General features: G+C 65.5%; 26 protein-coding genes. 9 read left to right on the top strand and 17 right to left on the bottom strand.

Features of this window, described 5'->3' with window-relative positions; genetic code table 11:
* Positions 1 to 30: 30 nt before the first annotated feature.
* The 13 genes from AVO45_RS01060 to secG all read right to left on the bottom strand — a co-directional run bounded on the left by AVO45_RS01060 (position 31) and on the right by secG (position 11,515).
* Positions 31 to 1,389: a glutamine synthetase family protein gene (locus AVO45_RS01060; protein ID WP_068343510.1), complete on the bottom strand. Its 1,359-nt coding sequence runs from the start codon at positions 1,387 to 1,389 to the stop codon at positions 31 to 33.
* Positions 1,389 to 2,069, bottom strand: a complete 681-nt coding sequence (locus AVO45_RS01065; protein WP_068343512.1) for a type 1 glutamine amidotransferase — start codon at positions 2,067 to 2,069, stop codon at positions 1,389 to 1,391. Before AVO45_RS01065 ends, AVO45_RS01060 begins: the two co-directional genes overlap by 1 nt.
* A gap of 59 nt (positions 2,070 to 2,128) precedes the next feature.
* The gene (locus AVO45_RS01070; protein ID WP_068343516.1) at positions 2,129 to 3,448 is read right to left on the bottom strand and encodes a glutamine synthetase family protein; all 1,320 of its coding nucleotides are present in this window, start codon (positions 3,446 to 3,448) and stop codon (positions 2,129 to 2,131) included.
* 212 nt (positions 3,449 to 3,660) lie between these two features.
* The gene (locus tag AVO45_RS01075; RefSeq protein WP_068343518.1) at positions 3,661 to 4,467 is read right to left on the bottom strand and encodes an ABC transporter permease; all 807 of its coding nucleotides are present in this window, start codon (positions 4,465 to 4,467) and stop codon (positions 3,661 to 3,663) included.
* Positions 4,464 to 5,351 (bottom strand): ABC transporter permease, encoded by an 888-nt coding sequence (locus tag AVO45_RS01080; protein WP_068343520.1) that lies wholly within the window; start codon positions 5,349 to 5,351, stop codon positions 4,464 to 4,466. The genes AVO45_RS01075 and AVO45_RS01080 overlap by 4 nt, the downstream gene beginning before the upstream one ends.
* 87 nt (positions 5,352 to 5,438) lie before the next feature.
* Positions 5,439 to 6,164, bottom strand: coding sequence for a transporter substrate-binding domain-containing protein (locus AVO45_RS01085; RefSeq protein ID WP_068343523.1), 726 nt, complete (start codon positions 6,162 to 6,164; stop codon positions 5,439 to 5,441).
* Positions 6,165 to 6,196: 32 nt separating this feature from the next.
* Positions 6,197 to 6,973 (bottom strand): ABC transporter ATP-binding protein, encoded by a 777-nt coding sequence (locus AVO45_RS01090; protein ID WP_068343525.1) that lies wholly within the window; start codon positions 6,971 to 6,973, stop codon positions 6,197 to 6,199.
* Positions 6,974 to 7,101: 128 nt separating this feature from the next.
* Complete coding sequence (locus AVO45_RS01095) at positions 7,102 to 7,854, bottom strand: phosphate/phosphite/phosphonate ABC transporter substrate-binding protein (protein WP_068343528.1); 753 nt, start codon at positions 7,852 to 7,854, stop codon at positions 7,102 to 7,104.
* Entirely contained in the window at positions 7,851 to 8,288 is a 438-nt protein-coding gene (locus tag AVO45_RS01100) for a tellurite resistance TerB family protein (RefSeq protein ID WP_068343531.1), read from the bottom strand. The genes AVO45_RS01095 and AVO45_RS01100 overlap by 4 nt, the downstream gene beginning before the upstream one ends.
* A gap of 20 nt (positions 8,289 to 8,308) precedes the next feature.
* Positions 8,309 to 8,758, bottom strand: coding sequence for a tellurite resistance TerB family protein (locus AVO45_RS01105; protein ID WP_068344662.1), 450 nt, complete (start codon positions 8,756 to 8,758; stop codon positions 8,309 to 8,311).
* Positions 8,759 to 8,799: 41 nt separating this feature from the next.
* A complete protein-coding gene (locus AVO45_RS01110) occupies positions 8,800 to 9,093 on the bottom strand; it encodes a DUF1330 domain-containing protein (protein ID WP_068344663.1) in 294 nt (97 codons plus the stop codon).
* Positions 9,094 to 9,347: 254 nt separating this feature from the next.
* On the bottom strand, positions 9,348 to 10,991 hold the full coding sequence (locus tag AVO45_RS01115; protein WP_068343534.1) for a CTP synthase: 1,644 nt from the start codon (positions 10,989 to 10,991) through the stop codon (positions 9,348 to 9,350).
* A 158-nt stretch (positions 10,992 to 11,149) separates the two neighbouring features.
* A complete protein-coding gene (gene secG / locus AVO45_RS01120) occupies positions 11,150 to 11,515 on the bottom strand; it encodes a preprotein translocase subunit SecG (protein ID WP_068343537.1) in 366 nt (121 codons plus the stop codon).
* Between the two features lie 150 nt (positions 11,516 to 11,665).
* Between secG and nthA the strand changes: the two genes are divergently transcribed.
* From nthA to AVO45_RS01145, 5 genes are all read left to right on the top strand, one after another.
* A complete protein-coding gene (gene nthA / locus AVO45_RS01125; RefSeq protein WP_068343539.1) occupies positions 11,666 to 12,280 on the top strand; it encodes a nitrile hydratase subunit alpha in 615 nt (204 codons plus the stop codon).
* Complete coding sequence (nthB, locus tag AVO45_RS01130) at positions 12,277 to 12,954, top strand: nitrile hydratase subunit beta (protein ID WP_068343542.1); 678 nt, start codon at positions 12,277 to 12,279, stop codon at positions 12,952 to 12,954. The genes nthA and nthB overlap by 4 nt, the downstream gene beginning before the upstream one ends.
* Positions 12,951 to 13,286, top strand: coding sequence for a nitrile hydratase accessory protein (locus AVO45_RS01135; RefSeq protein ID WP_068343543.1), 336 nt, complete (start codon positions 12,951 to 12,953; stop codon positions 13,284 to 13,286). The genes nthB and AVO45_RS01135 overlap by 4 nt, the downstream gene beginning before the upstream one ends.
* A 229-nt stretch (positions 13,287 to 13,515) precedes the next feature.
* A complete protein-coding gene (locus tag AVO45_RS01140; RefSeq protein WP_068343546.1) occupies positions 13,516 to 14,811 on the top strand; it encodes an adenylosuccinate synthase in 1,296 nt (431 codons plus the stop codon).
* Positions 14,811 to 15,050: a DUF2842 domain-containing protein gene (locus tag AVO45_RS01145; protein ID WP_068343549.1), complete on the top strand. Its 240-nt coding sequence runs from the start codon at positions 14,811 to 14,813 to the stop codon at positions 15,048 to 15,050. Before AVO45_RS01140 ends, AVO45_RS01145 begins: the two co-directional genes overlap by 1 nt.
* A gap of 55 nt (positions 15,051 to 15,105) precedes the next feature.
* Here the strand turns inward: AVO45_RS01145 and AVO45_RS01150 are convergent, their stop codons facing one another.
* Positions 15,106 to 17,007, bottom strand: coding sequence for a hypothetical protein (locus tag AVO45_RS01150; RefSeq protein WP_068343551.1), 1,902 nt, complete (start codon positions 17,005 to 17,007; stop codon positions 15,106 to 15,108).
* 102 nt (positions 17,008 to 17,109) lie between these two features.
* On the opposite strand from AVO45_RS01150, the gene AVO45_RS01155 reads away from it, so the two are divergent.
* Positions 17,110 to 17,838: a thiamine diphosphokinase gene (locus AVO45_RS01155; protein ID WP_068343553.1), complete on the top strand. Its 729-nt coding sequence runs from the start codon at positions 17,110 to 17,112 to the stop codon at positions 17,836 to 17,838.
* Here the strand turns inward: AVO45_RS01155 and AVO45_RS01160 are convergent.
* Entirely contained in the window at positions 17,783 to 18,700 is a 918-nt protein-coding gene (locus AVO45_RS01160; RefSeq protein WP_068343555.1) for a DMT family transporter, read from the bottom strand. The two genes, AVO45_RS01155 and AVO45_RS01160, sit on opposite strands and share 56 nt — an antisense overlap.
* Before the next feature lie 113 nt (positions 18,701 to 18,813).
* On the opposite strand from AVO45_RS01160, the gene AVO45_RS01165 reads away from it, so the two are divergent.
* Complete coding sequence (locus tag AVO45_RS01165; protein WP_157770077.1) at positions 18,814 to 19,647, top strand: class I SAM-dependent methyltransferase; 834 nt, start codon at positions 18,814 to 18,816, stop codon at positions 19,645 to 19,647.
* 7 nt (positions 19,648 to 19,654) lie between these two features.
* Here the strand turns inward: AVO45_RS01165 and AVO45_RS01170 are convergent, their stop codons facing one another.
* Together AVO45_RS01170 and AVO45_RS01175 are read right to left on the bottom strand one after the other, a co-directional pair.
* A complete protein-coding gene (locus AVO45_RS01170; RefSeq protein WP_068343560.1) occupies positions 19,655 to 21,028 on the bottom strand; it encodes an L-serine ammonia-lyase in 1,374 nt (457 codons plus the stop codon).
* 151 nt (positions 21,029 to 21,179) lie between these two features.
* Complete coding sequence (locus AVO45_RS01175) at positions 21,180 to 21,956, bottom strand: methyltransferase domain-containing protein (protein WP_068343563.1); 777 nt, start codon at positions 21,954 to 21,956, stop codon at positions 21,180 to 21,182.
* A gap of 125 nt (positions 21,957 to 22,081) precedes the next feature.
* On the opposite strand from AVO45_RS01175, the gene rpiA reads away from it, so the two are divergent.
* Entirely contained in the window at positions 22,082 to 22,870 is a 789-nt protein-coding gene (gene rpiA, locus AVO45_RS01180) for a ribose-5-phosphate isomerase RpiA (RefSeq protein ID WP_068343566.1), read from the top strand.
* Positions 22,871 to 22,881: 11 nt separating this feature from the next.
* Entirely contained in the window at positions 22,882 to 24,240 is a 1,359-nt protein-coding gene (gene gor / locus AVO45_RS01185; protein ID WP_068343570.1) for a glutathione-disulfide reductase, read from the top strand.
* The last annotated feature ends 16 nt before the right edge of the window (positions 24,241 to 24,256 follow it).

The following is a 24,256-nucleotide window of genomic DNA, read 5'->3' on the forward strand; positions in this document are numbered from 1 at the left end:
TGCCGGCGCGCCGCGCCGCAGTTGCCTGCCTCAGACGTTGAGCAGCAGGTGCTCGCGCTCCCACGGCGAGATGACCTGCAGGAATTCCTCGTACTCGGATCGTTTGACGATGCCGTAGACCCGGGCGAATTCCGGCCCCAGAACCTCGTGCAGGGCCTCGGCCCCATCGAACAGGTCCAGCGCCTGGCCCATGACCTGCGGGATATCGCCGTCGCCCTCGTAGGCGTCGCCATAGAACTGGCGGCGCGGGCGCTGCTCTTGCGTCAGGCCGAGATAGCCACAGGCCAGCGAGACCGCGATGCCCAGATAGGGGTTGCAGTCCATGCCGGCGATGCGGTTCTCGATGCGGCGGCTTTCCGGCCCCGACAGGGGGATGCGGATGCCGGTGGTGCGGTTGTCGCGGCCCCATTCCAGATTGATCGGCGCGGCGTGGTCCTTCACGTAGCGGCGATACGAGTTCACATAGGGCGCCATCACCGCCAGACCGGCCGGCAGGTGGTTCTGCAACCCGGCGATGAAGTAGTAGAAGGCATCCGTTTCGCCGCCCTGCGGGCCGGAAAAGATGTTCTTGCCGGTTTCCATGTCCACGATCGAGTGGTGGATATGCATGGCCGAGCCCGGCTCGTCCTCGATCGGCTTGGCCATGAAGGTGGCAAAGCAGTTGTGACGCAGCGCCGCCTCGCGGATCAGGCGTTTGAAATAGAACACCTCGTCGGCCAGTTTCACCGGATCGCCGTGCCGCATGTTGATTTCCAGCTGACCGGCGCCGCCTTCCTGGGTGATGCCGTCGATCTCGAAGCCCTGATGCTCGGCGAAATCATAGATGTCGTCGATCACCGGGCCGAATTCGTCCACCGCCGTCATCGAATAGGCCTGCCGCGCCGCGGCCGGGCGGCCCGAGCGGCCCATCATCGGCTCGATCTCCTTGGCGGGATCGACATTGCGGGCGACTAGATAGAACTCCATCTCGGGCGCCACGATCGGCTCCCACCCCTTGTCGCGATACAGCTGCACGACCCGCTTGAGCACGTTGCGCGGGCTGAAGGGGATCGGGACCTCGTCCCGGTCGTAGGCGTCGTGGATCACCTGCAGCGTCCAGTCGCCGGTCCACGGCGCGGCCGTGGCGGTCGAGAAATCGGGCTTCAGGATCATGTCCCGCTCGATGAACCCGTCCTCGCCGGCGGCCTCGCCCCAGTCGCCGGTGATGGTCTGATAGAAAATGCTGTCCGGAAGGTGGAAATAGGATTGCCGGGCGAATTTCGAGGCGGGCACGGCCTTGCCGCGGGCGATGCCGGGCAGGTCCGAGATGATACATTCCACCTCGTCCAGGCGGCGGTTCTCCAGATAGGCCTTGGCCGCCTCTGGCAGGTTGTCTTTCCAATCGGCCATCAGGCCCTCTCTTTCTTCAAAAAATCGGCCATGAAACGTGCGATTTCCGCGTTGTCATTGGGGCCGTCCTGTCGCTGTGCGGCTTCTTCCAGCAATGCGTCGGGGACCACGCCCTTGCCGCGCGTGCGCATCAGCTCGGTGAGGAATTCGTTCGAGAACTCCGGGTGCGCCTGCACGGTCCAGATGGTGTCGCCATAGGCCACCATGGCGTTGCGGCAGAAGTCGTTGCTGCCCTGCACAACGGCCCCCTCGGGGAGTTCGGTGACCTGATCCTGATGCCACGCGTTCAGCGTGACCGTCTTGCCGTTCAGATCGTATTCGGTGCGCCCGACGGACCACCCGCCGGGGAATTTCTCGACCTTGCCGCCGAGGGCCTGGGCGATGATCTGGTGGCCAAAGCAGACGCCGATCATCGGCTTGCCGCTGTCGCGGGTCTGGCGGATGAGGTCCTCCAGAGGGGGTATCCACGGGTGGTCCTCGTAGGCGCCATGGCGCGAGCCGGTGATCACCCAGCCGTCCGCGGCATCCGCGCTGTCGGGAAAGACTCCGTCAACCACCGAGTAGGTATCAAACGAAAACCCGTTGCCGTCCAGAAGGGAGCGGAACAGCTCGTGATATTCCCCGAATTTCTCGGTCATTGCCTCGGGGGCGTGGCCGGTTTGCAGAATTCCGATTTTCATGGGTCACCAAATTTGATCAAATTGAACCTAGCCGAGTCCGTCCTGACGGGCAAGGGGGGTCATACCGCTTCGAGATAGCTCAGCCAGTGGGTCTCGGGCGGGCGCTCGGCAAAGCGCGCGATTTCCTGCCGCTTGGTCATGGCCATGTAGCGGATCAGGTCGCCGGGCAGAATGCGCGCGATCAAGGGGTCGGTTTCGAAGGCGGTGATGGCCGCGGCCCAGTCGGGGGCCAGCTGGGGCAGCCCGTCGATCTCGTAGGCGTTGCCGCTGATCGGTGCGGGCGGTTGCATCGCGTCCTCAATGCCGACCAGGGCCGCGCCCAGGACGACCGCCAGCATCAGGTAGGGGTTGATGTCGCCGCCCGCGACACGGTGCTCGATCCGGCGCGCGGCGGGCGCGCCGCCGGGAATGCGGATTGCGGCGGTGCGGTTTTCGTAGGCCCAGCAGGCCCCCGTGGGTGCATGGGCGCTGGGAACCAGCCGTTCGTAGGAGTTGCCATGCGGCGCAAAGATCAAGGTGCTGCCCGGCATCGCCGCGAGGCACCCGGCAACGGCCGCGCGCAGCGTGTCGGTCCCCTCGGGGCCGCCATTGTCGAAGACGTTGTTTCCGTCCTTGTCCACGACCGAGAAATGCACATGCATCCCGTTGCCGGCATCGTTGGCATAGGGCTTGGCCATGAAGGTCGCGGCAAAGCCGTGCTTGCGCGCCAGCCCGCGCACCAAGGCCTTGAACAGCCAAGTATCATCGGCGCAGCGCATGGCGCTTTGGTGATTGAGGTTGATCTCGAACTGGCCGATGCCGGATTCGGAAATGGCCGTCTGGGCCGGGATGCCCATCGCGGCGCAGCCGTCGTAAAGCTCGGTGAAAAAGGCATCGAAGGCGTCCATTTCCGCCATGGACAGAACGGCCTCGCCCGCCAGTCGGCGCTTGGTGACCGGGTTCAGCGGCGGTTGCGGGTGGTCGCCCGAGGCGTCCATCAGGGTGAACTCCAGCTCGGTCGCGGCGATCACCGACCAGCCGCGCGCGGCGTAGCGGTCCAGCACTGCGGACAGGGCATGGCGCGGGTCGCCCGCAAAGGGCGTGCCGGCATCGTCATGCAGGGCCATGGGCACGAGCGCGGTCGGCGTTGCCAGCCAGGGCATCGGGACCGGACCCCGGTCGGTCGGCAGCAGAACGCCATCGGCGTCGCCGGATTCGAAGACCAGCGGACTGCCGTCGATATCCGCCCCCCAGAGGTCCACGTTCAGTGCCGAGAACGGCATCCGCACCGCGCCCTTGTCCAGCTTTTCCGCATAGGACGGCGGCACGCGCTTGCCGCGCATCTGGCCGTTGAGATCGCAGGCGGCGACGCGGAATGTGTGCAGGGTGCTGAGGTCCATGAGGGGTCTCCGTTGTTCCTGGAGATGAGATGTAGCCGAGGCGCAAAGACTTGTCATCATATTTGATCAAATTTTCTCGACGCCTGAGATCACATGGCAGGCAGGGAATTGACCGTTTTGTCATGGGTCCGGCGGCGGGTTCTTCCGTTTTGTACAAAAGAAAAAGCCTGCGCGGCCGGGGCCTGCGCAGGCGATTTTCCGGTGGGCGGACCTCAGCGCGCCAGGTTCAGGCGGAACCGCATCCTGGCGCGTCTGGCGGCGGGCAGGTGCCGGTTCAGCCGCTTGTTCACCAGCCCGAACACCCCCACGATCGCCAGCGTCAGCAGGATGAAGTAGAAGGCCAGGATCGGGTAGGGGATGAACGGGTTGAAGGTCTTGTCCGCGAAATAGCTGGCGTAATAGAGCGCATCGCCACGTTGCTGCCAGGCGGGGAAGGCCGAGAAGAAGACCAGCGTGGTGGCGTGGAACAGGAAGATCGCCTCGTTCGTGTAGGCGGGCCAAGCCAGCCGCAGCATGGTGGGCCAGACGATCCGGCGGAAGCGCGACCAGCCGGACATGCCATAGGCGTCCGCGGCCTCGAGGTCACCCTTGGGGATCGAGCGCAGCGCGCCGTAGAAGATCTCGCCCGAATAGGCCGCCGTGTTCAGGAACAGGACGATCAGCGCGCCCAGCCACGCGGCGGTGAAGGCGTCGAACATCGGGTAGGTCTTCTTGAGCGACAGGAAGAAGAAATAGGCGAAGAAGAACTGGATGAAGAGCGGCGAGCCCCGGAACACGAAGATGAACCACTCGGACGGCTTGCGCAGCAGCGGGTTGGCTGACGCCTTGCCCAGGGCCAGCGCGGTGGCCAGGAAAAAGCCGGTGGCCAGCGCCATGACGCCGAAATAGATGTTCCAGATCATCCCCGAGCCGATCAGGGTGAAATGCTCGCACAGGGTGTAGTCGCCCTTGGGCAGCAGCCGCTCGCCGATGCCGATGGAACGCAGGCCGTAGTCCTGGATGGTCTGCAAGCAGCTCATTGGGTGGTCTCCTTGCGCAGCAGTTCACCGGCGGCGGTGGCCTGGCCGTGCGACAGTTTCCGCATCAGCCGTTCCAGCCCGATTTCCGAAACGCGGGTCATGGCCAGGTAGAAGATCAGCAGGAACAGGAAATACCACATGCGCCAGTCGCCATGCGGATAGTCGGTGAAGCGCGAGGTCTTGGTGCCGCCCAGCTCGCGCGCCCAATAGACGATGTCCTCGATCCCCAGCAGGAACAGCAGCGGCGTGGCCTTGATCAGCACCATCCACAGGTTCGACAGGCCGGGCAGGGCATAGACCCACATCTGCGGCACGAGGATGCGCCAGAAGGTCTGGCGGCGGCTCATGCCATAGGCCTCGGCGGTTTCGAGCTGGGCGTGGGGCACGGCGCGCATGCCGCCGAACAGGACGTTGGCGGCAAAGGCGCCGAAGACGATGGAAAAGGTGATGACGGCCAGGAAGAAGCCATAGGTTTCGTGCACCCATTCGGGCGCGGTGCCCAGCGGCAGCTTGGCCTGAGGGCAGACCAGGAAATCGTTGCCCTGCCGGATCGGATCGGTCCAGTCGGGGCAGAACATCTGGTGGCGCGTCCATTCGAACGCCTGGTCCAGCGCGATCACGAAGAACAGGAAAAAGGCGATGTCGGGCACGCCGCGGACGATCGCGATATATCCCTTGCCCAGCCATCCCAGCGGCGGGAAATGCGACCGGGCCGCCATCGCTCCGGCAAAACCGAAGGCCAGGGCCACCGGCGCCGTGACGGCGAGCAGGACCAGGACCTTCACGAAGGACATGTAGAACGACATGTGGACGCCGTTGGTCAGGTAGCACGAGAACCAACGGAAGGTGCCGAGCGTGTCGGGATCAGCGCAGTAGGAGAACATTGGTGGGCCTTTGCGGGCGTCAGATCGGGCCGGATGCGGCGCTCTGATGGTGGGCCCGCCACGGGGGCGGGCCCACACGGGATGGTCTTATTCGTAAACCGGAACCTCGTCGCCGAACCACTTGCGGATCAGTTCGTTCAGCGAGCCGTCTTCCTTCATCGAGGTGATGGCCGCGTCGAACTTGGCGCGCAGTTCGCCGTCGGATTCACGCAGGCCCATGCCGACGCCGCCGCCCAGCGGAACGTCGTCACCCACGAACATCAGCTCGCCGTTCGATTCCTCGACGATCGGCACCAGGTAGTCCTTGTCGGCGAAGACGGCATCGGCCTCGCCGTTGCGGACGGCCGCGATGGTTTCCTCGGGGGTTGCGAATTCCACCAGGGTGGCGCCGCTCTCGGCGATGTAGCCGGCCTGGATGGTCGCGGTCTGGGCTGCGACCACGCCGCCTTTCAGGTCCACGTCCTCAGACGCCGCGGCATAGGCCGAGGCGGTCGGCGGGATGTAGTCCTGCGTGAAGTCGATGACCTCGTCGCGCTCGTCGGTGATCGACATGCCGGCGATGATGGTGTCGTAGTTGCCCGACACCAGGTTCGGAATGATCGAATCCCAGTCGTTCTTGACCCATTCGCAGGTCAGCTCGGCGCGCTTGCACAGCTCGTCGCCCAGTTCACGCTCGAAGCCGTCGATCTCGCCGGCGTCATTGATGAAGTTGTACGGAGGGTAGGCGCCCTCGGTGCCCATGCGCACGGTCTGGGCCATGGCCATGCCCGAGACGAGCGCCAGTGCCGCTGTGGTCAGAATCAGGTTCTTCATTTGTTACTCCCCTGTTTGGTTGTGTTCTGAGGTTATGCCGCCATCGTGGCGGAAAGAAAGCCCTGAAGTCGCTGGGATTCCGGGGCGGTGAAGATGTCTTCGGGCGCGCCTTCTTCTTCGATCAGGCCCTGGTGCAGGAACACGACGTGGCTGGAAATGTCGGCCGCCATCTTCATGTCGTGGGTCACGATGATCATGGTGCGGCCCTCGGCGGCCAGATCCTTGATCACCTTGATCACTTCCTGTTCCAGTTCCGGGTCGAGCGCCGAGGTCGGTTCGTCGAACAGCAGCGCCTCGGGCTCCATGCAGAGCGCGCGGGCGATGGCGGCGCGCTGTTGCTGGCCGCCCGACAGCTGCGCCGGGTAGTTGTCGCACTTGTCGCCGATGCCGACCTTGTCCAGGTAGCGGCGGGCGCTGTCCTCGACCTCGGCGCGGTCGCGGCCCAGCACGGTGACCGGCGCTTCCATCACGTTCTGCAGGATGGTCATGTGCGCCCACAGGTTGAACTGCTGGAACACCATCGACAGGTTGGTGCGGATGCGCAGCACCTGTTTCGGGTCGGCCGGGCGGCGGTTCAGCCCCGAGCCGGTCCAGCGCACCGGTTCGCCCTTGAACAGGATTTCGCCTTCCTGGCTGTCCTCGAGCAGGTTGCAGCAGCGCAGCAGCGTCGATTTGCCCGATCCGGACGAGCCGATCAGCGAGACGACGTCGCCGCGGTGGGCGGTGATGTCCACCCCCTTGAGGACTTCGAGCTGACCAAAGCTTTTGTGGAGGTTCTTGATCTCGATGACGGGTACGGTGTCGGTCACGGTCTGTCCGGGCGTTGTTGGCGTTGTTGGTCCGGTACTAGGACTGAAATTCGAGGTCAATGCAATGCGCAAATGAAAAGAACGGCCGGGGAATTGACCAAATCGGCCAGAGGCGGTGGCCGAAGTGGTCAAGGTTTGGGCAGAAACGCCTCGGGCCCGGGCGGGGTTGGAACGGCCAGGTAGGTTTCCGCAGGGATATCCACCAGTTGCCGGATATGGAGCCTGTCGCGGTGCTGTGGCGGCAGGTCGTCGATGGCCCGGCGGACGGCGTCGGCGACGGCTGTCGCGTCGCGCGCGGGTGACGTGACGTAGGGCAGGGTGGGCGTGGGCGTTGTGCGCCCGGCCTCGCGCAGTTGCGTGCCCAGATCCGTGTGTTCCTTGAGCAGTTCCCATGTCAGCGCGTCGAGCGCGGCCAGGTCGGCGCGGCCGTCGGCCACCGCCTGGGCCGAGCGGGCGTGGCCGCCGGACTGCAGCAGCGCGCGCGGTTTCAGCCCGAGCCCGGCAAGATGCGTGATCGGGGCGGCCCAGCCGGATTGGGACAGCGCCTCGTTATAGGCGAAACTGCCCTGGGCGAGGTCGTTCAGGTCGCGGTCGTCCCCGGCGCGGGCGACGAAGACCGAGCAGTAATAGCCGGGCGGGCAGCCGGGCAGGCCGTAGTCGGGGGTGCCGACCAGTTGCACCCTGCCGTGCAGCCGGGTGCGGTAGGGCATCCCGCAGGTCTGGGCAAAGACCAGATCCGGGTCCTGCCAGATGTCCCAGAAATCGCGGTCGCGGGTCAGGCGAGCGGGGCCGTCGCCCAGATGGGTGCGAATCAACTCCCAGAACCGGTCGTTCGAGGATTGCAGCGGCGGCATGTCATACATGCCCAGCATCGCCGTCATTCGCGGGCCGCCTTTTGCCGCGCCAGCGCCGAATCGCGGTCGTTCACGCCCAGCAGGCTGGCGACCAGCCGCAGCAGCGAATCCTCTTCCTTGGCGCGTTCGCCATCGGCTAGCACCACCGACCACAGAGCCTCGACCACCGCGCGGCGGTCTTCGTAGGGAACGGCGTCCTTGATCGCGCGGGTGAAACGGACCGTGTCGGGGGCCTCGGCCTCGAGTTCCTCGGCGCGGGCGCGCAGGGCGGTGGCCTCGAACGGGCTCAGGCCGTAGCGGCGGGCGGTGATGCGGTCGATCCGGGCCTTCTCGGCATCGGCATAGTCATTGTCCGACCGGGCGATCCGCACCAGCAGGGCGGTCAGGGCAAGCCGGGCGTCCTCGTCGGCCAGAGGCGCGGGCTGGGGCTGGGTCAGCCGGGATATGAAATCGCGAAACATATGAGGGATATAGACCGTGGTCAGCGGGCTTCCAAGCGGGCCTGCACCCGTTCGCGCGCGGCCTGGCTGTCATTGAAGCTGAGACCCATCGCGATGCGGGCCTCTTCGACGATCTTGATCTCGCCCTCGTCGAAATGGCCGTCGGCCAGCACGACCTCCCACAGCGCCTCCAGCGCGGCAAGCCGTTCCTGCAGGTCGGTGGTCTCGCGGATCAGCTTGCCGAAGGTGTCGGTGTCGGGCGCCGCGGCGTGCAGCTTTTCGCAGGTGGCGCGGACCTTGGCGGCCTCGATCGCGTTGTGCTGGTAGAGCCGGGACAGGATCTTGTCGATCAGGCTGATTTCCTCGACCTGGTAGTCGCGGTCGGCCTTGGCGACGCGCACCAGAAGCGCCCCGAGCGCCAGTTCCGCATCCGGGTCGGGCAGAGCGGTCTGCTCGGGCGGGCGGAAGGCCTGAAAGAACTTCTTCAGCAGGGGCATTGTCTGTTCCTCTTCTCGGGGTCCGCCAACCGGGTTTACCCGTCATAGCCTCGGATGATCACCAGATCGCCGGTCGAGACCGGATCGCGCAGGGCCTTGGCGTTCTGATACCCTACGCTGTCATAGCAGGCCAGCGCATCTTCGTAGGAGGGAAACTCGATGACGACGGTCCGTGCGCGGGCCTTGCCTTCCCTGACTTCGCGCTCGCCGCCGCGAACGAGGAATTTGGCACCGTATTCGGCGAAGGGCGCGGCGTTGGCCGCGATGTAGTTCTTGTAGGTGTCCATGTCGTCCACATCTACATGGGCGACCCAATATCCTTTGGCCATGGCATCCTCGTTGTTCGGGGTCCGCGTCAAGGTGACGCGAATTGCGAGAGGGCGCAACCCTGACGGCGGTTTTCCGGCGCTCGTTCGCCCGGCATCGCCCCGAACGGTCTGCGCTTGCGCGGCTACTGGTAGGTTCGGGGGCAGTCAAATCGCTTGAAGATTTGCCGGTAAGGTATTGAAAAAGAAAAAAATCCCGGCCCTTTCGGGCCGGGAGTCGGTCTTGCCGATATCGGCCGTGCCGCCGTAAGGCGGCCTCAGACCAGGCGCGAGGACTCTTTGGCCGCGCGCACGAAATCCTTGAACAGCGGGTGCGGGTCGAAGGGCTTGGACTTCAGTTCGGGGTGATACTGAACGCCGATGAACCACGGGTGGTCCGCCCATTCGACGATCTCGGGCAGGCGGCCGTCGGGGCTCATGCCCGAGAATTTCAGGCCCGCCTTTTCCAGTTGTTCGCGATACTTGATATCCACCTCGTAGCGGTGGCGGTGGCGTTCCTCGATTTCGCAGGTGCCATAGACCTTGGCCACTTTGGAGCCTTCGGTCAGAACCGCATTGTAGGAGCCAAGGCGCATGGTGCCGCCCTTGTCGTCGCCCACCTTGCGTTCGATCTTGGCGTTGCCCTGGACCCATTCCTTGAGGTGATAGACCACCGGTTCGAAGCGTTTCTTGCCGGCCTCGTGGTCAAACTCCTCGGAGCCCGCGCCGGCGATGCCGGCCACGTTGCGGGCGGCCTCGATCACCGCCATCTGCATGCCCAGGCAGATGCCCAGGTAGGGAACCTGATGTTCGCGCGCGTATTGCGCCGCCTTGATCTTGCCCTCGGTGCCGCGCTCGCCAAAGCCGCCGGGCACCAGGATGGCGTGGAAGCCTTCGAGATGCGGGCCGGGGTCCTCGGTGTCGAAGATCTCGGCATCGACCCATTCGACCTTGACCCGGACGCGGTTGGCCATGCCGCCATGGGTCAGCGCCTCGGCGATGGATTTGTAGGCGTCCTCGAGCTGGGTGTATTTGCCGACGATGGCCACCTTCACCTCGCCCTCGGCGTGGTGGATGCGGTCGCTGACGTCTTCCCATTTCGACAGGTCGGGCTTGGGGGCGGGGCTGATCTGGAAGGCGTCCAGAACCGCCTGATCCAGCCCTTCCTTGTGATAGGCCAGCGGCGCGTCATAGATGGTGGACAGGTCCTGCGCGGCGATCACCGCCTCGGGGCGCACGTTGCAGAACAGGGCCAGCTTGGCGCGTTCCTTTTCCGGGATCGGGCCCTCGGAGCGGCAGACCAGGATGTCGGGGGCCAGGCCGATCGATCGCAGTTCCTTGACCGAGTGCTGGGTCGGCTTGGTCTTAAGCTCGCCGGAGGCCTTGATGTAGGGCAGCAGGGTCAGGTGCATGAAGATGCACTGGCCGCGTGGCTTGTCCTGGCTGAACTGGCGGATCGCCTCGAAGAAGGGCAGGCCCTCGATGTCGCCCACGGTGCCGCCGATCTCGCACAGCATGAAATCGACCTCGTCCTCGCCGATGGCGATGAAATCCTTGATCTCGTTGGTGACGTGCGGGATCACCTGGATGGTCTTGCCCAGATAGTCGCCGCGGCGTTCCTTCTCGAGCACGTTCATGTAGATGCGGCCCGAGGAAATGGAATCGGTCTTGCGCGCCGGAACGCCGGTGAAACGCTCGTAGTGCCCAAGGTCCAGGTCGGTTTCCGCGCCGTCATCGGTGACGAAGACCTCGCCGTGCTCGAACGGCGACATGGTGCCGGGATCGACGTTCAGGTAGGGGTCGAGCTTGCGCAGGCGCACCGAATATCCGCGTGCCTGCAGCAACGCGCCCAGTGCGGCCGAGGCCAGCCCCTTGCCCAGCGACGAAACAACACCACCAGTGATGAAAATAAAACGCGCCATGTTTTTCGGCTGCTCCCGTGAGACGTCATTACCAACTGCCCGGCGGCCTGAAAAACCGCAGCATCACGGGACTTCACATATAAAGGATTCGCGCAAACAGCGCAAGAGAACCGCAAGATGCTGTTGCCGTTCTCTTTCAGGTTTCTAGGTTTTGTGGATCAGTCGGCCTGCGGAATCAGCGGCGCGTTGTCGCCCTGTGCCGGGGGCAGCAGGTCCTCTGCCGACGGAACCGCGGGCGTGGGCGCCTCGGTTTCTTCCGCTGCCGGAACGCCAAGCCGATCGATGACCGAGCTGCCGGCCGATTTCTTCGCCGCGATGATGGTCAACGACAGCGAGGTGATGATGAAGCAGATGGCCAGGATCCAGGTCAGCTTACCCAGCGCCGTTGCCGCCGCGCGACCGCTGACGACGCCGCCGCCACCGCCGCCCATGCCAAGCCCGCCTCCTTCGGACCGCTGCATCAGGACAACGGCAATCAGGCCAAGGGCCAGGAGAAGGTGGATGATGAGAACGACGTTTTCCATGGTCTTCCTGCGGAGCGTGGCGTGTACCGCGTGGTATCTATGCAAGTTTGCCCGCAGGGGCAAGGGAGGAGTTGGCGTGTCGCGTCAGGATGGCCGGGACCGCGTCAAAAAGGCTGGACAGGCGGGCCGGGGCTCGCGCAGGCTGGGGCCATGCCACATGACGATCCCGACCACCCGCACGCCCTGCTGCCGCCCGAACCCGCCCTGCGCGTGAAGGCGCTGGAAACGATTCTCACCCGCAAGGGGCTGATCGACCCGGCGGCACTGGACGAGATCATCGACACCTATCAGAACCGCATCGGGCCGCAGAACGGCGCGCGCGTCGTGGCAAAGGCGTGGGCCGATCCGGCGTTCAAGGCCGCGCTGCTGAAGGACGCGACGCCCTTGGTCGCCGATCTGGGCTATTACGGGCGGCAGGGCGAGCACATGGTGGTGGTCGAGAACACGCCGCAGCAGCACAACATGGTCGTCTGCACCCTGTGTAGCTGCTACCCGTGGCCGCTGCTGGGGATCCCGCCCGGCTGGTACAAGTCCGACGCCTATCGCGCCCGCGCGGTGCGCGAGCCGCGCAAGGTTCTGGCCGAGTTCGGCGTGCATCTGCCGCCTGAAACCGCGGTGCGCGTGTGGGATTCGACGGCCGAGATACGCTACCTCGTCCTGCCGATGCGGCCGGCGGGCACCGAGGGGATGAGCGAGGACGAACTGGCGGCGCTGGTCACCCGCGACAGCATGATCGGCACCGGGCTGCCCAAGGTGCCGGCATGACCCGCGTGCACGACATGGGCGGGCGCTTCGGGGATGGCCCGGTCCGGCCCGAGCCGGAAGGGGCCCCCGTCTTCGCCGAGGACTGGCACGCGCGGGCGCTTGCCGTGACACTGGCCGCAGGCGCGCTGGGGCAGTGGAACATCGACATGTCTCGCCATGCGCGCGAGCGCCTGTCACCAAAGGACTATGCGTGCTTTTCCTACTACGAGAAGTGGGTCTCGGCGCTGGCCGACCTGCTGGTCGAAACCGGCGTTCTGACCAAGGGCGATCTGCGCGGGTTTTCGGAAAACGGCGAACATCCCTTGGCGCAAAAGGCTCTGAAGGCCGAGGCCGTGCAGGCCGCGCTTGCCAAAGGCGGTCCCGCCGACCGCCCATCGAACCGGCCCGCCGCCTTCGAAATGGGGCAGGCGGTGCGGACCGTCCGGCCGTCCGCCAACCGGCTGGTCGATGGCGGCCACACGCGGCTGCCTGCCTATGCGGCCGGGGCGCGGGGGCGAATCCTGAAACGGCACGGCGCCCATGTTCTGCCGGACAGCAACGCGCATGGGTTGGGCGAGGCGCCCGAGCCGCTCTATGCCGTTGTCTTCCCGACCTCGGAACTGTGGGCCGCCCCCGAGAACCCGGCAGATGAAGTGGTGCTGGACCTCTGGCAAAGCTACCTGGAGCCCGCATGAGCAGCTGCGCGACACACTCGGCCCCCGAACCGGTCTTTGAACAGCCATGGCATGCGCAGGTCTTTGCCCTGACGGTGGCCCTCAACGAGGCCGGGCGATTTGACTGGCCCGACTGGACCCGGCGGTTTTCGCAAACGCTCAGGCGCAACGGGTTGAGCCGCGAACTTGATGGCGGCGACGACTATTTCAACGCCTGGCTTGAAACGCTGGAGGAGATTCTGGTTTCGGGTGGCACTGCGGAGCCGGCCGAAGTCGCGGCGATGCGCGACGCCTGGGAGGCTGCCTATCTGACAACTCCACATGGAGAGCCGGTGCGCCTGCCGCAAGGGTAGCATGGGGGCTCTGCCCCCGCCGCGCCAGGGCGCGACTCCCCCGGGATATTTCGGGCCAGATGAAGCAATGGGGCCGGTCTTCATCTGGCTGCAAATATCCCCGCCGGAGGCATCGCGCGCAGCGCGATTGAAGGCAGGCTGCCTCGGTGCGTCGAATTTGCGGTTTCCCTGCCTTGTGCTCCTCGTTATATGGGCCCGGGTTTGATGTTTCAGCGCAAAAGGACCGGATATGGCCAACGTGGTTGTTGTCGGCGCCCAATGGGGTGACGAGGGGAAAGGCAAGATCGTTGACTGGCTCAGCGAACGAGCGGATGTGATCGCGCGCTTTCAGGGCGGCCACAATGCCGGGCATACGCTGGTTGTCGAAGGCAAGGTCTACAAGTTGCACGCGCTGCCTTCGGGCGTGGTGCGCGGCGGCAAGCTGAGCGTCATCGGCAATGGCGTGGTGCTGGACCCGTGGCATCTGGTCAAAGAGATCGAGACCATCCGTTCGCAGGGGGTGGAGATCACGCCGGAAACGCTGATGATCGCGGAAAACACGCCGCTGATCCTGCCGATTCACGGTGAACTGGATCGCGCCCGGGAAGAGGCCGCCAGCAAGGGCACCAAGATCGGCACCACCGGACGGGGCATCGGACCGGCCTACGAGGACAAGGTGGGCCGGCGGTCGGTGCGGGTTGCGGATCTGGCGGATGACGCGACGCTGGAGGCGCGCGTGGACCGCGCATTGCAGCACCATGATCCGTTGCGCAAAGGCTTGGGCATCGAAGCGGTCGATCGCGATGCGCTGATTGCTCAGCTCAGGGAGATCGCTCCGCAGATCCTGCCCTATGCAGCGCCGGTCTGGAAGGTGCTGAACGAGAAGCGCAAGGCGGGCAAGCGCATCTTGTTCGAAGGTGCGCAGGGGGCGTTGCTGGACATCGATTTCGGCACCTATCCGTTCGTCACCTCTTCGAACGTGATCGCCGGGCAGGCGGCGACAGGCGTAGGCATCGGCCCGGGCAGCATCGACTATGTGCTGGGGATCGTGAAGGCCTATACCACCCGTGTCGGAGAAGGGCCGTTCCCGACCGAGCTTGACGATGCCGACGGGCAGCGTCTGGGCGAGCGGGGGCATGAATTCGGCACCACGACCGGGCGCAAGCGCCGCTGCGGCTGGTTCGACGCCGCGCTGGTGCGCCAGACCTGCGCCACCTCGGGCGTGAACGGCATTTCGCTGACCAAGCTGGACGTTCTGGACGGGTTCGAGACGCTGAAGATCTGTGTCGGCTACGAGTTGGACGGCGAGCGGCTCGACTACCTGCCGACTGCCGCCGAGCAGCAGGCGCGCTGCATCCCGATCTATGAGGAAATGCCGGGCTGGAGCGAATCCACCGAAGGTGCGCGCAGCTGGGCCGAGTTGCCGGCGAATGCCATCAAGTATGTACGTCGGGTCGAAGAACTGATCGAGTGCCCGGTGGCGCTGCTGTCCACCAGCCCGGAGCGGGACGACACCATCCTGGTGACCGACCCGTTCGCCGACTGATGAGCGGCGAAGGCAAGAAGGGCCTGAGCTACAAGGCCCGGCGCCGCTGGTCGCTGGTGATCCTGCTGGTCGGGCTGCCGGCTTATATCGTTGCGGTGGTGACGGTTCTGAACTGGTTGGACCGGCCGCCGATCTGGCTGGAGCTGCTGGTCTACGTGGTGCTGGGCATCCTGTGGGCCTTGCCGTTCAAGTTCGTGTTCAAGGGCGTGGGCAAGGAAGACCCGGATCAGGGCAAGTAGAACCTGATAGCAAAAGGAAAGGCCGGCGTGGAGCCGGCCTTTGTCATGGTTGGCGTCAGCCCGCCGCGCGCTCGTCGTCCGGGCGGAAACCGATCTCGCTGGAGGCCGCGAAGCGGCCGCCGCCTGCTTTCTCGATCTTGCCGTCGCGCAGAAGCTGGCCGAAGGAGCGCAGGCTTTCTTCGCGGTCGAACTCCTCGAGTTGCAGGGCGCGAACCTTGTTCATCAGCTGCGGGCGCGAGAACTGCTCCTGGCCCTCGACGAAGGACAGGTAGGCGGCGGCGGCCTCGAGCAGGTCGGAGAGCGAGTGGGCGCCCTGTTCTTCGGCAAAACGGGCGAACCCGCCTTCGCGCGCAGCCTTATCGGCATCGATTGCCGAGGACACGCGGCGCGGGTGCACCGGAGTTTTTTCCGTCTCTGCGTCGGAGGTGTCGATCCGCTGCTCGGCGACCAGACGCAGCGGTGCTATCCCCTCGGGCTCGGGGCGGCGGCTGGTGCCGCCCGCCTCGGGGCGGCGCGGGCTGACGACCGAGGCCAGATCTTCGCGGTATTCCTTGTCGGACGACTGCGACAGCTCGTGACTGCCGGCCTTTTTCTCGGCTGCGGCGGCGGCCGCGGCGGCGCGCAGATGCGAGTAGGTCTGGCGGCTGTCGCCGGCGCTGGGGTCGTCCATACGCTCGTCCGCCGCATCCATCAGCCGGGTCAGGTCATCTTTTTTGTCCGTGTCGGGCTGGCCTTCGGCGCGGGCATACAGCGCGGTCTCGACGGCGGCCAGCTTGCGGAGAAGATCGGCCTCGTCCCGAGCGGTGAGCGTGCCCTCCGGCGCATCCCTGTCGTCGGACGATTCCTCCTCTTGGGACAGGACCGCGTCATCGGCTTGCTGGAGCGGCGCCTCGGGTTCGTCGAATTCCTCTTCGAGTTCTGCCTGCGCCAGATCCACGGAGCCTGACTCGGCGTCAGTGGGCCGGAGATCGTCGTCACCGGCAGAGAGATCATTGGCGGCCTGGGCGGGGTGGTCGAGACCGGTGGCCAGCTCGGCCAGCGAAATGGCTTGCGGGCCTTCGGGCTTGGCTTCGGTCTGCAGATCCGATGCGGCGGGGGCCGGTGCTTCCTCTGCTTCGGCGTCCGAAACGGGTGCTTCGGCGCTGGGCTCATCCACGATGGGCTCATCCACGATGGGTTCATCCACGCTGGGCTCATCCACGATGGGTTCAACCGCGGCAGCGGCAGGCTCTTCTTCCTCGTCGGTCAGATCCGCGGCGGGCTCGGGCTGCGCCGGCGGTTGCGTGGCAAAGGCGGCCGAGATCGCGTCCTCGGGCTCTGCGGTCGCGTCGGTCGGAAAGCCGTTCTCTTCGTCCTCGGAGTACTGGCCGGCGCCGTCGTCGGCGCGCGACACGACGGCGCGGATGCGCTGCAGCTTGGCCGCGATGCTGTCGGCGGCAGGCGGGAGAGACTCCTGGGGCGCGGCTTCTTCCTCGTATTCTTCGAACTCGGGTTCGTGCCGGAGGGCGGCGGTGCTCGGGAGTTCATCGGCAGGCTCTGGGGTCAGCGCGGCGAGTTCCGGGGCGGACAGGTCTTCGGGTTCATCGCCTTCATCCTCGGGCATGGCGTTTGGATGGTTGGTGCGGTGTGTCGAGGCGACCGCGATGCCGGGGCGGAGCTCGTGGTGGGGCTGTTCGGGCGTGGGTGCCGGCTCGGCGGCCGTTTCGGTCGCGCGCAGAACGACGCCATCGTCATGCCGGTGCGCTTCGATCCGGCGCGACTGGTCGCGCTGTGCGATACGGGCAAGCATCTCGGCATCCAGCTGGGGCGGTTCCGAGCCGAAGTAGCGATCATCGGCAGCCAGGTCGCGGAAGTATTCGGCGATCGCCTTCATCGTCTCGAAGGAGTCATCGAACCCTTCCAAGGTGCAGGAAAAGGTTCCATAAGAGACCGTCAAAACCTTGTTGTTCTGTACCATGCGACGCTCGTCCTCTACAAACCAGTGCGTTCAGGTTAACCGGCGCCGGGCGTCAATTTCGGCGCGAAACTGTGTAATTCAGCGTATCATTTTGTGGTCGGAATGTGTCTAAAACCCGAGAATGTGACTAATGTGTCTAAAAACAATGTAATTGTCCGGTCCGAAAAGCCAATAACCTTGGTGGGAGGGGGCGAAATCGGCCCGGATGACCTGAATATGACGCTCAACAGCGCCAACCTGCTGGTTGCGGCGGACGGGGGCGCGCATGCGGTTCTGGCCTCGGGGCGGATGCCGGACGTGGTGATCGGCGACTTTGATTCGCTGCAGCCGGGCGAGATGCACCAGATCCCCCAGGAGCGTCTGTTTCCGATTCGGGAACAGGACACGACGGATTTCGACAAGGCGCTGCGCAACGTGGCGGCGCCGCTGGTGTTCGGGGTGGGTTTCACCGGGGCGCGGGTGGATCACCAGCTGGCGGTCTTCAGCTCGATGATCCGCTGGCGGGACCGGCCCTGTCTGATCCTGGGAGAGCGCGAGGTGATCTTTCACGCGCCGCCCTGGATCCGGCTGCCGGTCGAGCCTGGCAGCGTTGTGTCTCTGTTTCCGATGCGCCGCGTCACGGGGCGCAGCGAGGGGCTGGAATGGCCGATCGACGGGCTGGTGCTGGAGCCCGACGGGATGATCGGCACCTCGAACCGCGCCTTGGGAGAGATGGTTCTGGAGGTGGACGGGCCGGGGTTGCTGGTGATGGTGCCGCGCGAGGCGCTGGGCCTGGTCACGCAGGCGTTTCTGACGGGGCAGGCCGGGCGTTGGCCCGCTCGCGCAGAATGACGTAGAGCCCGGCGGCGATGGTGATGCAGATGCCCAGCGCGGCAAGCCCGTCGGGCAGGTCGCGGAAGATCATCCAGCCGATCAGCGTCGCCACGGGGATTTCCAGGTATTGCATCGGCGCCAGCGTGGCCGAGGGCGCATAGCGCAGCGACCATGTCATCAGCAGATGCGCGCCGGTGCCCAGCAGGCCGATGCCCAGCAGCAGCCATGCGGTCGCTGCGTCCTGCGGCGCCGCGAAGGACAGTTCGGGCAGGCCGGCGAAACTGCCGAGGGCCAGCAGGGGCACCAGCACGACCGAGGCCATCACGCCCGAGACGGCCTGCAGCGCGATCGGGTCGGTTTCCTTGGCCATCTGCCGCGTGACCAGCATGAACAGGGCAAAGACGACGGCGACCAGCAGGGGCAGGAGTGCGGGGTAGCCGACCTCGGCAAAGCTGGGCTTGATGACCAGCAGGGTGCCGATGAAACCCACCACGCAGGCGCCGAGGCGGCGGGGGCCGACCTCTTCGCCCAGAACGTATCTGCCCAGAAGAAGCATGATGAAGGGCATGACGAAGGCGATGGCCACCGCGTCTGCCAGCGGCAGGTATTGCAGGGCGGTGAACATGGCGCCGATGCCGATGATGTGCAGCCCGGTGCGGATCGCCGCCAGCCGCAGCATCCTGCCGCGCATCCGCCACGGCCGGTGGGTCAGCACGATCAGCGGGATCAGGGCCGCGGCCTGCACGGCAAAGCGGACCAGCAGAAGCAGTCCGATGGGCGTGGTCTGTCCCAACAGTTTCGCGACCGCGTCGCCCAGCGGGGCGAGCACGCAGAAGCCGAGCATCAGCATGATGCCGAGAACGGGGCGGTCCTGGGTCATTGCGGCAGGCTAGTGTGTCCTTGGGGCAGAGGAAAGCGGCTTTGTTGCCGAAACATATCGCAAAATTTCTATCCTACGATGCGTCTGCCGTGCTATCTGCTGAGGTGGTGAGAGTGAGTGTCGAGAAGAGTTACATGCCCAACGAAAACAGATTCCATCTGTCCGTCGCTGCTGCGCAAACCTACGAAGCCCAGAATGTTCCGGCCATGTTCGAACCGCTGGCAGAGCAGACCCTGGCCGCTGTTTCTCTGCCGCCTGCTGCCCGCGTGCTGGACGTGGCCTGTGGCACGGGCATCGTGGCGCGCAAGCTGGCCGAGCGGCTGGATGCGGCGAGCCGGATCGTCGGGGTGGACGTGAACCCGGCCATGATCGAGGTGGCGCGCAGCCTGTCCGACGTGAATGGTCGCAAGATCGAGTTCGTGACCGCCTCGGCCGAGGCGATGCCCTTTGGCGACGGCGAGTTCGATCTGGTCTTCTGCCAGCAGGGGTTGCAGTTCTTCCCCGATCGGTCTGCGGCGCTGGGCGAGATCCGGCGGGTCATGAGCGCGGGCGGCAAGCTGGTCGTGACATGCTGGGCCGGGGTTCCGCCCCTGTTCAGGATCGCCGCCGAGGCCCTGAACCGCCATCTCGGGCCGGCGGCCGCGGAAAAGGCGTTGGAGCCTTTCGTCTGGAACGACGCCGAGCGGATCCGGGGCCTGATCGTCGAGGCCGGGTTCCATTGCCCCGATCCCGTCAGGCTGGAGATCGAGCGAAGCCTGCCCGCCACGGCAGAGGCCATCCGCGCCGAGCTGCTGGCGACGCCGAACGAGGCGGCCTTGAAGATCGCCGGCGAGGAGGTCATCGGCTGGATGGCCGGCGAAATCCTGTCGGAACTGGCACCCTATGAGCAGGACGGAACGCTGAAGATTCCCCAGCCCGCGCACCTGTTCCAGGCCGTCGCGATCTGAGGTCGGCTCAGCAGTTCGGCACGTGTACCGCCAGCCCGCCCAGCGAGGTTTCCTTGTAGTGCTCGTGCATGTCCTGTCCGGTCTGGCGCATAGTCTCGATGCAGGCGTCGAGCGGCACGAAATGTTGCCCATCCCCGCGCAGCGCCAGTGAGGCCGCCGAAACGGCCTTGATCGCGGCCAGCGCGTTGCGCTCGATGCAGGGCACCTGCACCAGCCCCTTCACCGGATCGCAGGTCATGCCCAGGTGATGTTCCAGCGCGATCTCGGCGGCGTTTTCCACCTGCTCGGGGGTGCCGCCCATCACTGCGCAAAGACCCGCCGCCGCCATGGCCGAGGCGCTGCCCACCTCGGCCTGGCAGCCGGCCTCGGCGCCCGAGATCGAGGCGTTGTATTTCACCAGCCCGCCGATGGCGGCGGCGGTCAGCAGGAAATCCTCGACATGGGCCGGGGAGGCGCCCGGCACATGGTCGAGGTAATAGCGCAGCACCGCCGGCAGCACGCCCGCCGCGCCGTTGGTGGGGGCGGTGACGACCTGGCCCCCGGCGGCGTTTTCCTCGTTCACCGCCATCGCATAGACGCTCATCCAGTCGTTGATCGTGTGCGGGGCGTTCAGGTTCATGCCGCGTTCGGCCAGCAACTGTTCATGGATCGCCTTGGCGCGCCGGCGCACGTTGAGGCCGCCGGGCAAGATGCCGTCGGTGCTGAGGCCGCGCTCGATGCAGTTGTTCATCACCTCCCAGATCCGGGCGGTGCCCTTGGCAAAGCTCTGGGCGCAGCCACGGGCGATCTCGTTGGCGCGTTTCATGTCGGCGATGCTCTTGCCGCTGGTGCGGGCCATTTCCAGCATCTGCGCGGCGGATTCGAATGGAAAGGGCACCGGCGGGCCGTCATTGGTGTCCTTGCCCTCGGCCAGCTCCTGCTCGGTCAGGACGAAGCCGCCGCCCACCGAGTAATAGACCTGCTTGAGGATCACGTCGCCCTGCGCGTCGGTGGCCATCAGGATCATGCCGTTGGCGTGGCCCGGCAGCGCGTGGTCGTAGTCGAAGGTCAGGTCGGTCTTCGGGTCGAACCTGAGCGTCGGCAGACCGTCAGGCGTGACCGTGTGGGTATCGGCGATGGCGGCCAGCGCGGCCTCGGCCTTTTCGTGGTCGTAGGTGTCGGGGGTGAACCCGGCCAGCCCGAGGATGGTGGCCCGGTCCGTGGCGTGGCCGACGCCGGTAAAGGCCAGCGAGCCGTGCAGCGAGGCCCTGAGGCCCGAGAACTCGAAGGGCGAGGCCCGCATCAGGTCGAGAAACCGCGCCCCGGCCACCATCGGACCCATCGTGTGAGAGGAGGACGGGCCGACGCCCACTTTGAACATGTCGAAGACAGAGAGGAACATCTTGAGTAGCGGAGCCTTCAGCAGAGTTTGCGCGGGTTGTTGTCTTCCTATCTAGGACAGGTCTTGGGGTCGGAAATCTCCGATTGCGACGTTTCCTATGGGAAACGCGCATTTTTCCGGCATGTTTGGCGGCTGCGGCGCGCGCAGGGCCTCAGACCTTGTGGGAAATCCACACGAAATGGGTGATCGACATGAAGAAGCGGCCCTGTTCGGCGAGCTTTTCCTGTTCGTGCACCCAAGCTTTCACGTCGTTCGGCGGGAGGTCGGATTTCTGTCTGGCGTAGGCGGAGATCAGTCGAATCATCAGCGCGGCCAGCCCGTCGGCGCGCAGAACCGTGTCGCAGAAGGTTACCGGCTCGATCCGGTCGGCGGCAAAACCGCATTCCCTCAGCCGTTCGGGCAGGAGGGCGGGCACGCATCGCTCGGCGAGGTGCCCGTCCCATATCCGCAGCATATGCTCCATCCGGTCGGGGTGGTCGCTGTGCCAGCACAGCGTGCCCCAGTGCATGTCGCCGATGACGAGGCGGCCGCCGGGGCGAAGGACCCGATGCAACTCGCGCAGGGCCGGGCGCATGTCGTCGAAATACTCGAATACCTGCAGCGAGACGGCTTTGTCGAACTGCCCGGCATCGAATGGCAGGGCCTCGGCCGCGCCTTCCTCCAAGCGGATATTGTCCCGGCCCGCGCAGCGTTCGCGGGCCGAGGACAGCATGTCGTCGCTGGGGTCGATCCCGGTCACCTGACCCTCTGGCCCGACGGCGCGGGACAGTTCCAGCGCCAGCAAGCCGGTGCCGCATCCAAGATCGAGGATGGACTCTCCGGGAACCGGCGCAAGCGCGTCGAAACAGGCGCGGCGGCGGCGCGATATGTCGGCGCCGAGATAGGCATTGTCCAGCACCCGGGCCGTGGCTTCGTCAAACTCGAGCATTCGGGCATCCTTTGGCCAAGGATAGCAAAATACCGGAACTTGCGCGAGAAATGCCGCCCGTTCCCCCTCGCGCCGGTGGAACAGTTTGCCTATAAGGGCGCAAAACATGCATTGGAGATGCTGCCATGACCGGAGAGTTGTCGCCCATCGACCGGGCCAAGTTCGTCGCCGCAAAACGTGCCGCCGACATGGTCGAGGATGGAATGCGCGTGGGGCTGGGCACCGGGTCCACCGCGGCCTGGCTGGTGCGCTGCCTCGGCGAGATGGTCCGCGACGAGGGGCTGAAGATCCAGGGCGTGCCCACTTCGACGCGCACCGCGGCGCTGGCCCGCGAGGTGGGGATCGAGGTCGTCTCGCTGGATCAGGCGGGCTGGCTGGACATCACCATCGACGGGGCCGACGAGTTCGACGGAGACCTGAACCTGATCAAGGGCGGCGGCGGGGCGCTGTTGCAGGAAAAGATCGTGGCCACCGCCAGCGACCAGATGGTCGTGATCGCCGATGCCGGGAAAGAGGTCGAGACCCTGGGCGCCTACCCGTTGCCGGTCGAGGTGATTCCGTTCGGCTGGCAGACCACGCGCAAGCTGATCGAGGAAACGCTGGTGTCGATGGATGTGCTGGGCCGGTCGGCGGCGCTGCGGATGAATGGCGATGCGCCCTTCGTCACCGACGAGGGCAACCACATCTTGGATCTGCACCTTCAGCGCATCGGCAACCCGCGCCAGCTGGCGCTCGTGCTCAATCAGGTGCCGGGCGTGGTTGAAAACGGTCTGTTCATAGATATCTGTGACCGGGTCGTGATCGGGTTCGGCGATGGCCGGGTCGAGGTGCGCGACATCAACGAGGGAACGATTGAGCATGACCGGGTCGATATGGCGGAGAATGACAACCTGTTCACCGACCTGGCGGATTGAGGAAGACCTGCATGAGCTTTGATTATGATCTGTTCGTCATCGGCGGAGGCTCCGGCGGTGTCCGGGCGGCGCGCGTCGCGGCCGGAGAGACCGGCGCCAAGGTGGCGCTGGCCGAGGAGGACCGGTATGGCGGCACCTGCGTGATCCGGGGCTGCGTGCCGAAAAAGCTCATGGTCTTTGCCTCGGAATATTCCGGCATGGTCGAGGATGCGCGCTCTTACGGCTGGGACATCAAGCCGGGCGATTTCAACTGGGGCACGTTCAGGGGCAAGCTGCATGCCGAGCTGGACCGGCTGGAAGGTGTCTATCGCAACATCCTGAAGAACAACGGGGTCGAAAGCTTTGACCAGCGGGCGAAACTGGTCGATCCGCATACGGTCGAGCTGGCCGACGGCACCCGCAAGACGGCCAAGCACATCCTGATCGCCACCGGCGGGCGCCCGGTGGTGCCCGAGTTTCCGGGCTCGGACCTGGCGATCACCTCGAACGAGATCTTCCACTTGGAGAAGCTGCCCGAGACCATGCTGATCGTGGGCGGCGGCTACATCGCCTGCGAGTTTGCCGGGATCATGAACGGCATGGGCGTCAAGACCACCCAGTTCTATCGCGGCGCGCAGATCCTGCGCGGTTTCGACGACGAGGCGCGCGGGCTGATCTGCGAAGAGATGTGCCAGAACGGCGTCGACGTGCATCTGGGCACCAACGTGCTGGAGATGGCGCGCGAGGGCGACAGGATCCGGGTCAAGGCGACCAACGGCACCGAGCGGCTGTTCGACGTGGTGATGTATGCCACCGGCCGGGCGCCGAACGCGGATGATCTGGGGCTCGAGGCGCTGGGCGTCGAGCGGGGCCGCAAGGGCGAGATCATCGTGGATGAATACAGCCAGACGGCGGTGCCCTCGATCTATGCCATCGGCGACGTGACCGACCGGGTGAACCTGACGCCGGTCGCCATCCGCGAGGGAATGGCTTTCGTCGAGACCGTGTTCAAGGGCAACCCCACGCCGGTGGATCACGAGCTGATCCCGACCGCGATTTTCACCCAGCCCGAGATGGGCACCGTGGGGCTGAGCGAGGAAGCCGCCGCCGAGCAGGAGCCGATCGAGGTCTATGCGACCTCGTTCAAGCCGATGCAGCAGTCTTTTGCCGGGCGTTCGCAACGGGTGCTGATGAAGCTGATCGTCAGCAAGGCGACCCGCAAGGTCCTGGGCTGCCACATCGTGGCGCCGGGGGCGGGCGAGATGATCCAGCTGGCCGGAATCGCGGTCAAGATGGGCGCGACCAAGGAAGATTTCGACCGGACCGTGGCCGTGCATCCGGTGATGGCCGAGGAACTGGTCACCATGCGGCATCCCGTGCGCAGTGCTTGATTTGCACCGGCCGGGA

This window comes from Ruegeria marisrubri (assembly GCF_001507595.1).
Taxonomy (GTDB): Bacteria; Pseudomonadota; Alphaproteobacteria; order Rhodobacterales; family Rhodobacteraceae; genus Ruegeria; species Ruegeria marisrubri.

Coding starts and splice junctions, on each gene's coding strand:
- AVO45_RS01170 (WP_068343560.1), bottom strand. CDS start 21,028: ATGTTCCTCTCTGTCTTCGACATGTTCAAAGTGGGCGTCGGCCCGTCC.
- AVO45_RS01060 (WP_068343510.1), bottom strand. CDS start 1,389: ATGGCCGATTGGAAAGACAACCTGCCAGAGGCGGCCAAGGCCTATCTG.
- AVO45_RS01150 (WP_068343551.1), bottom strand. CDS start 17,007: ATGGTACAGAACAACAAGGTTTTGACGGTCTCTTATGGAACCTTTTCC.
- AVO45_RS01085 (WP_068343523.1), bottom strand. CDS start 6,164: ATGAAGAACCTGATTCTGACCACAGCGGCACTGGCGCTCGTCTCGGGC.
- AVO45_RS01070 (WP_068343516.1), bottom strand. CDS start 3,448: ATGGACCTCAGCACCCTGCACACATTCCGCGTCGCCGCCTGCGATCTC.
- AVO45_RS01160 (WP_068343555.1), bottom strand. CDS start 18,700: ATGACCCAGGACCGCCCCGTTCTCGGCATCATGCTGATGCTCGGCTTC.
- rpiA (WP_068343566.1), top strand. CDS start 22,082: ATGACCGGAGAGTTGTCGCCCATCGACCGGGCCAAGTTCGTCGCCGCA.
- nthA (WP_068343539.1), top strand. CDS start 11,666: ATGCCACATGACGATCCCGACCACCCGCACGCCCTGCTGCCGCCCGAA.
- secG (WP_068343537.1), bottom strand. CDS start 11,515: ATGGAAAACGTCGTTCTCATCATCCACCTTCTCCTGGCCCTTGGCCTG.
- gor (WP_068343570.1), top strand. CDS start 22,882: ATGAGCTTTGATTATGATCTGTTCGTCATCGGCGGAGGCTCCGGCGGT.
- AVO45_RS01140 (WP_068343546.1), top strand. CDS start 13,516: ATGGCCAACGTGGTTGTTGTCGGCGCCCAATGGGGTGACGAGGGGAAA.
- AVO45_RS01155 (WP_068343553.1), top strand. CDS start 17,110: ATGTGTCTAAAACCCGAGAATGTGACTAATGTGTCTAAAAACAATGTA.
- AVO45_RS01135 (WP_068343543.1), top strand. CDS start 12,951: ATGAGCAGCTGCGCGACACACTCGGCCCCCGAACCGGTCTTTGAACAG.
- AVO45_RS01075 (WP_068343518.1), bottom strand. CDS start 4,467: ATGAGCTGCTTGCAGACCATCCAGGACTACGGCCTGCGTTCCATCGGC.
- AVO45_RS01115 (WP_068343534.1), bottom strand. CDS start 10,991: ATGGCGCGTTTTATTTTCATCACTGGTGGTGTTGTTTCGTCGCTGGGC.
- AVO45_RS01175 (WP_068343563.1), bottom strand. CDS start 21,956: ATGCTCGAGTTTGACGAAGCCACGGCCCGGGTGCTGGACAATGCCTAT.
- AVO45_RS01065 (WP_068343512.1), bottom strand. CDS start 2,069: ATGAAAATCGGAATTCTGCAAACCGGCCACGCCCCCGAGGCAATGACC.
- nthB (WP_068343542.1), top strand. CDS start 12,277: ATGACCCGCGTGCACGACATGGGCGGGCGCTTCGGGGATGGCCCGGTC.
- AVO45_RS01145 (WP_068343549.1), top strand. CDS start 14,811: ATGAGCGGCGAAGGCAAGAAGGGCCTGAGCTACAAGGCCCGGCGCCGC.
- AVO45_RS01110 (WP_068344663.1), bottom strand. CDS start 9,093: ATGGCCAAAGGATATTGGGTCGCCCATGTAGATGTGGACGACATGGAC.
- AVO45_RS01080 (WP_068343520.1), bottom strand. CDS start 5,351: ATGTTCTCCTACTGCGCTGATCCCGACACGCTCGGCACCTTCCGTTGG.
- AVO45_RS01095 (WP_068343528.1), bottom strand. CDS start 7,854: ATGACGGCGATGCTGGGCATGTATGACATGCCGCCGCTGCAATCCTCG.
- AVO45_RS01100 (WP_068343531.1), bottom strand. CDS start 8,288: ATGTTTCGCGATTTCATATCCCGGCTGACCCAGCCCCAGCCCGCGCCT.